Origin of the sequence: Photorhabdus sp. P32, from assembly GCF_038085095.1 — a bacterium.
GTDB classification, from domain to species: domain Bacteria; phylum Pseudomonadota; class Gammaproteobacteria; order Enterobacterales; family Enterobacteriaceae; genus Photorhabdus; species Photorhabdus luminescens.
The window spans coordinates 1-6,834 of the sequence record NZ_JAZGJN010000165.1 but is presented as its reverse complement, the minus strand read 5'-3'; the positions used below and the strand labels follow the sequence as shown (position 1 = coordinate 6,834).

Genomic DNA, 6,834 nt, shown 5'->3' with positions numbered 1-6,834 from the left:
ATAAAAATAAAAAAAAGATTTAACAAATAGATATAACAATGCAATTAAGCTCCATTAATTAGACAAACCATTAATACAATAACCTAATAAAACAATATACCTAATAGATTTCGAGTTGCAGCGCGGCGGCAAATGAACGAATCCCCAAGAGCATAGATGACTATGTGACTGGGGTGAGTGAAAGCAGCCAACAAAACAGCAGCTTGAAAGATGAAGGGTATAAACTATCCCATGAAAAAAATCACTACAACAATGCCAAGATTAATACTATTTTCATATTACTAAATACAATATAGAGAAACCGATTATTGATTATTTTAATCTAACCATCATAAAATAGCCATTATTGCTATAAAAAACTGTTTAATCAATGCTTGAATCTTTTCAAAACTCAATCTAAGACTATTTAAATTAATAACATAATATTATTAATTTAAATAGTCTTAGCCAATTGACATTAAAAATAGAATCTTAATAGCTAAAATATATTTTTCAATTTACTCTATTTTTAAATAATAAAAAAATCCCCCAAAACCCGCCCTTTATCAAAGGGCGGAAAATAGGAAAAAACAGAGGAAGAATTCCGTATAACACAATATATAACAAAACATATAACAAAATATATAACAAAATAATTGTGCTAACTGGATATCAATAGAATTCCATTTTCAATTAATTATTTTTTTCAGCGACAATAGGCGTTAAGTCATCAGAAGTTAAATGATTAGGCGCTTGAGAACCGATAATACATGTTGCAGTATGAGATGAAAAAATAACACATTTTGCCGCACATATAGGAAAACTCGGGGACGATACACAAGCATGGATAGATGTAGAAAAAACAGAAAAGAAAGTTAACGCTAAAAAGGACCAAAATAACTGGTGTTGTAGTCTATTGATCATCATATCACCTCGCTGAATGGTATATTTTCATTTCCTTATATTTCGACTCCTTCAAACTCATTATAGAGCAAAATTTAACCACAAAAAATTTTTTATCACTTCGTTGATAAACCGTTTAAGTTATCATAAAAAACTGAATGACCAAATTTGAAACATCCCATAATCCAACAAGATTATTCATCAATGCAAAACCATAAAGAATATTTAAATAAAATTCTATAATGATTCATTAACATGCATATCATATATAGATACCTATAATTGACATTCCATAAGCAGCAATAATAAATCAAAAGTTGTGTAAAGTATGTTTAACACTGAAATGTAAATCTTTATCAATGCAAATACTCATTTAAATATCTTAAGTATTTACGAATGAATTTATTTACTTACCTATTGATTTTCACTCTCTCGCAAAAAATGTACTGGCGGTCCCTTAATCACAGAATTCACTTTTCTTATCTTTACCTTATCTCTGTTAACGGATAAATAAACCATGTACAATGCCTAAATATTTCCTGAGTACGCGGCATCTCAAGAAATAATTCATTTACTTTTTTCAATAAGCAGGTTTTTCAAATGCATCAAACTGATGTTACTGAACGTTCGCTCTTTTCGTTAAGCTGGCCGATTTTTATTGATATTCTTCTCCATCTGGCCACTTTATTAATTAATACTTATATGGTGAGCCATGTTTCTACTTCTTATCTGGCTGCTATGGCTGTCGGTAATCAGGTATTTGATCTGTTTATCACCATCTTCAACTTTATCAGCGTTGGATGCACGGTCGTCATTGCACAATATATTGGCGCAGGTAAACGAGATAAAGCCAGCCAGGCAATCCATATTTCCATTGCATTCAACTTTTTGCTTGGGTTTAGCTGTGCGCTGATTACTGTCTTCTTCGGCTATAAAATCTTGCATATCATGAATATGCCGGAACATCTGATGGAAGATGGCTTTAACTATCTTCACATTCTGGGTATCTGTCTGATCCCCGAAGCCATTTCGATTATTCTGGCTGCTTGTCTGCGGGTTTATGGGAAATCAAAGGCGGCAATGTATGTCACTTTGATTGCTAACTTGCTGACAGTGCTAGGTAATATGATCGTCCTATATGGTTTCTTCGGATTACCTAAATATGGTCTGGAAGGTGTCGCCTGGTCTACGGTCTTTGGCCGAATTGTCGCCGTAATCCTATTATTCTGCCTGCTCAGTTATGGCCTGCGGATCAAATTTACGCTGGCAGGTTTCCTGCGCTGGTCACAAGGTATGTTGGGCAAAATCTTATATATCGGTTTACCCGCTGCGGGTGAAAACGTCGTGTGGATACTGCAATATATGGCGGCCATAGCATTTATTGGGCTAATGGGTGAAATTCCATTGGCAGCGCAAACACTCTATTTCCAGCTATCATTGTTTGTGATGTTATTTGGCATTTCTATCAGCATCGGTAACGAAATTATGGTCGGTCATCTGGTCGGCGCTAAACGATTTGAAGATGCTTATATCCGTGGCCTTAATAGTTTGAAAATTGGTTGTATCGTCACGATCGTAGTGGTCGCTGCTTTCTGGTTTTTCAGAGTGCCAATTCTGCATTTTCTGACGCAAGATGAAGCTATTATCAAACTGTTATTACCGCTATTCTTGCTGTCCGTTTTTATGGAGCCGATTCGTACCGCGAATATCGTTATGGTGAACGCATTGCGCGCTTCCGGCGATGCGCGTTTCCCACTATATGCGGCCATGTTCTTTATGTGGTGTATTGCTATTCCGGTGGGGTACTTTTTGGGGATCAAAATGGAAATGGGCATTTTAGGTATCTGGATCGGTTTCTTCTGCGATGAGTGGCTGCGTGGGCTTACTAACATCTGGCGCTGGAAATCGAAAAAATGGCAAACTAAACGACTCGATATTTGAATGATTAAAATAATTGTTCAACCAGTCTCCTCAGAGTAGTTTCTTCCAGTTATCCCCCACACAACAAGAGGTACCCGAATCGGCGCCTCTTGTTAATTTAAAGAAAGTCAATTCTCAAAAGCTGACGGGTGCTATTATTGAATAATAACCTCAGGTAGTTTACAGCTCATCAATGCAGTGGGTTCTCCGCGATACCCAGGAGTGTTTTGAATGACGAACGAGCCGGGCTATGAAATCAATTGCGCACAATTTATCAAAGTGTTATTGCATCAGAAGTAAAGCAATGTCGTCATTCAAAAATAAGGAGAAGACCGATGCAGGTTAGCAGAAGAACTTTCTTCAAGATCTGCGCGGGTGGTATGGCGGGAACAACAGTCGCCGCGCTGGGATTTGCTCCAACTGTGGCGCTGGCTGAAACTCGTCAGTACAAACTACTGCGCTCGCGTGAAATTCGTAATAACTGCACTTATTGTTCCGTTGGCTGCGGCATTCTGATGTACAGCCTGGGGGATGGTGCGAAAAACGTCAAAAAAAGCATTTTTCATATCGAAGGCGATCCAGATCATCCGGTCAGCCGGGGTTCTCTGTGCCCGAAAGGGGCTGGAGCGCTTGATTATATTCGCAGTAAAAACCGTCTCCAATACCCCGAGTACCGCGCTCCCGGTTCTGATCAATGGCAACGTATCAGTTGGGATCAAGCGATTGAACGCATTGCCCGTTTGATGAAAGATGACCGTGACGCCAACTTTGTTGAGAAGAATGAAAACAATGTCACCGTTAACCGCTGGCTAACAACGGGTATGCTCTGTTCCTCCGCAGCGAGTAATGAAACCGGTATTCTCGATCAGAAATTTACCCGCGCAATGGGCATGATCGCTATCGATAGTCAGGCACGCCTTTGTCACGGCCCAACGGTATCTGCCTTGGGGCCAACATTTGGCCGAGGCGCCATGACCAACAACTGGGTAGATATCAAAAACGCTAACATTGTCCTGATCATGGGTGGAAACGCCGCTGAAGCGCACCCAGTCGGTTTCAAATGGGTTATTGAAGCAAAAATTAAAAACAATGCGCAAGTGATCGTTGTTGACCCACGCTTCAACCGCAGTGCTGCTGTGGCCGATTTTTATGCTCCGATCCGTGCCGGTTCAGATACCGCATTCTTACTGGGTATGATCCGCTATTTAATGCTCAACAACAAAATCCAGTCTGAATATGTTAAGGCTTACACCAATGCCTGTTTGATTGTTCGAGCAGATTATCAGTTCGCAGATGGCTTATTCAGCGGCTTTGATCAAGCCGCCAAGAGCTATGACAAATCCTCATGGCATTACGAAACCGATGAACAGGGGTATGCCAAACGAGATGATACGCTATCTCATCCACGCTGCGTCTGGAACCTATTAAAAAATCACGTTGAACGCTATACCCCTGAACAAGTTTCCAGCTTGTGTGGTACATCAGAAGCGGATTTCCTCTATATTTGTTCCCAACTAGCCACTACCGCCGTAACCCATCGTACCGCAACTATTCTCTACGCACTGGGTTGGACTCACCACACGGGCGGCGCTCAGATTATCCGCGCCGCTGCAATGGTGCAACTACTGCTAGGTAATGTGGGCATGCCAGGCGGTGGGGTTAACGCACTGCGCGGCCACTCTAATATTCAAGGCTATAGTGATCTTGGCTTATTATCACTGAATCTGCCCGGCTATCTGCCGCTGCCAAATGAGAAACAGGAGAGCCTGGCAACCTATCTGGCGCAAACAACACCAAAAGCGCTGGTTGCCAATCAGGTTAACTACTGGAAAAACACGCCGCGTTTCTTTATCAGCCTGCTAAAAAGTTTCTGGGGAGAACACGCCACCGCAGAAAATGATTGGGGTTATGACTGGCTACCTAAATGGGATAAAATCTACGATATTATGACGCAAACGGAGTTAATGACTCAGGGCAAAATGAACGGCTACATCGTTCAGGGTTTTAATCCATTAGCGGCATTCCCGGATAAAAATAAGTCGAGTAGAGCACTAGCCAAACTAAAATATCTGGTGGTGATTGACCCGTTGATCACGGAATCTTCTAATTTCTGGCAGAACCACGGCGAGATGAATGATGTCAATCCGGCTGATATTCAAACTGAAGTTTTTCGCCTGCCCTCCTCCTGCTTTGCCGAAGAAAATGGATCGATTACTAACTCAGGCCGCTGGCTACAATGGCATTGGGCTGGCGCACAACCACCGGGAGAAGCGCTGCACGACGGTAAAATTCTGGGCAAATTACTGCTACGACTGCGTGAACTTTATCGTGAAGAAGGCGGCGCTTACGCTGAACCTATCATGAATCTGTCGTGGGATTATCAAAATCCTGAAGATCCGACACCGGAAGAAATTGCCCGCGAAGCCAATGGTAAAGCATTAACAGAGATTAAAGACGAAAACGGCAATATCATTCTGAAAAAAGGTCAGCAACTTTCCAGCTTCTCCCAACTGAAAGATGATGGTTCCACCTCCAGCTTCTGCTGGATCTACAGCGGTTGTTGGACCGAACAAGGCAACCAAATGGCTCGCCGTGATAACGCTGATCCCTCCGGTCTGGGCTGTACGCCCGGTTGGGCATGGGCATGGCCACAAAACCGCCGGGTACTCTACAACCGAGCTTCGGTTGATCCACATGGCAAACCGTGGGACCCAAATCGTGAGCTGATTAAATGGGATGGCAATACATGGCGCGGCTTTGACGTTGTTGACTATAGCAATGCAGAACCGGGAACCCACGTCGGACCGTTTATCATGCAACCAGAAGGGGTAGCCCGACTATTCTCCATCGATAAAATGGCTGACGGGCCATTCCCTGAACATTATGAACCGATTGAATCACCGATCGACACAAATCCGCTTCATCCAAATGTTATTTCTAATCCAGTGGCGCGGATCTTTAGTTCCGACGCCCCTTATATGGGGAAAGCCAACGAATTCCCTTATGTTGCAACAACCTATTCCATCACGGAGCTGTTCCGTCACTGGACAAAACACGCCCAACTCAATGCCGTCATCCAGCCCGAACAGTTTATTGAAATCGGCGAAAAGCTGGCGGCAGAAAAAGGCATTATTCAAGGGGATGAAGTAAAAGTGTCTTCCAAACGCGGTTTTATCAGAGCCAAAGCGGTTGTCACCAAGCGAATTCAACAATTGACCATTAACGGCAAGCAAGTTGAAACCATTGGTATTCCTTGCCACTGGGGTTTTGCGGGGGCAACCCAAAAAGGCTTTCTTGCCAATACGCTCACCCCTTCCGTCGGTGATGCCAACACGCATACACCAGAATACAAGGCATTTCTGGTCAATATAGAAAAGGTGTAACCGGAGCGAATCATGGCAATACAATCTCAAGATATTATTCGTCGATCCGCCACGCATTCCTTGTTCGCCGTCAATATTTTCCATTATGTCGGCATTGGTCCAAATCGTACCAGCGAACAAGACGAAGAACATGCCAGACAAAATGATGAAATGGCTGATGAATATTTTCGACACACCACAGTTAGCACGGAATTTGGCGAAGAAACATCATCCTCGTTGGTATAGAGAAATCCGTCAGAAAGCAAAACAGGAGGAAACAGATCCTTAGCCATATTTTAGTCTTTCCCAAAATTTAAACGAAAGTTATTGATCGAACGAAACGCAGTCTGGCAACAGACTGCGTTGATACTTGTATCATATATCTAAACATTACGATCAATATCACTGCAAATATATATACCCTTCATCTTTCAAGCTGCTGCTTTGTTGGCTGCTTTCACTCACCCCAGTCACATAGTTATCTATGCTCCTGGGGATTCGTTCACTTGCCGCCGCGCTGCAACTCGAAATCTATTAGGTATATACCCGTGCTCATTGAAACTGCTTGATTTTCGCCCAAATGAGGTTCATGGTATGCGTCATGAATATCTTCATTGCCGATGTACAAAAAGCCGAACTTGAACACCTCCAGAACACATGCCGTGATAAG

At 42.5% G+C, this 6,834-nt stretch carries 3 protein-coding genes; all 3 read left to right on the top strand.

Translation table 11 applies throughout. From position 1 onward, the window contains the following. Positions 1-1,482: 1,482 nt before the first annotated feature. The 3 genes from V2H77_RS01450 (at position 1,483) to V2H77_RS01440 (ending at position 6,410) form a co-directional block, all read left to right on the top strand. On the top strand, positions 1,483-2,823 hold the full coding sequence (locus V2H77_RS01450) for an MATE family efflux transporter (RefSeq protein WP_049583321.1): 1,341 nt from the start codon (positions 1,483-1,485) through the stop codon (positions 2,821-2,823). 314 nt (positions 2,824-3,137) lie between these two features. Continuing rightward, complete coding sequence (gene fdnG, locus V2H77_RS01445) at positions 3,138-6,185, top strand: formate dehydrogenase-N subunit alpha (RefSeq protein WP_341497377.1); 3,048 nt, start codon at positions 3,138-3,140, stop codon at positions 6,183-6,185. A gap of 12 nt (positions 6,186-6,197) precedes the next feature. Then, positions 6,198-6,410, top strand: a complete 213-nt coding sequence (locus V2H77_RS01440; RefSeq protein ID WP_341497376.1) for a formate dehydrogenase N subunit beta transmembrane domain-containing protein — start codon at positions 6,198-6,200, stop codon at positions 6,408-6,410. The last annotated feature ends 424 nt before the right edge of the window (positions 6,411-6,834 follow it).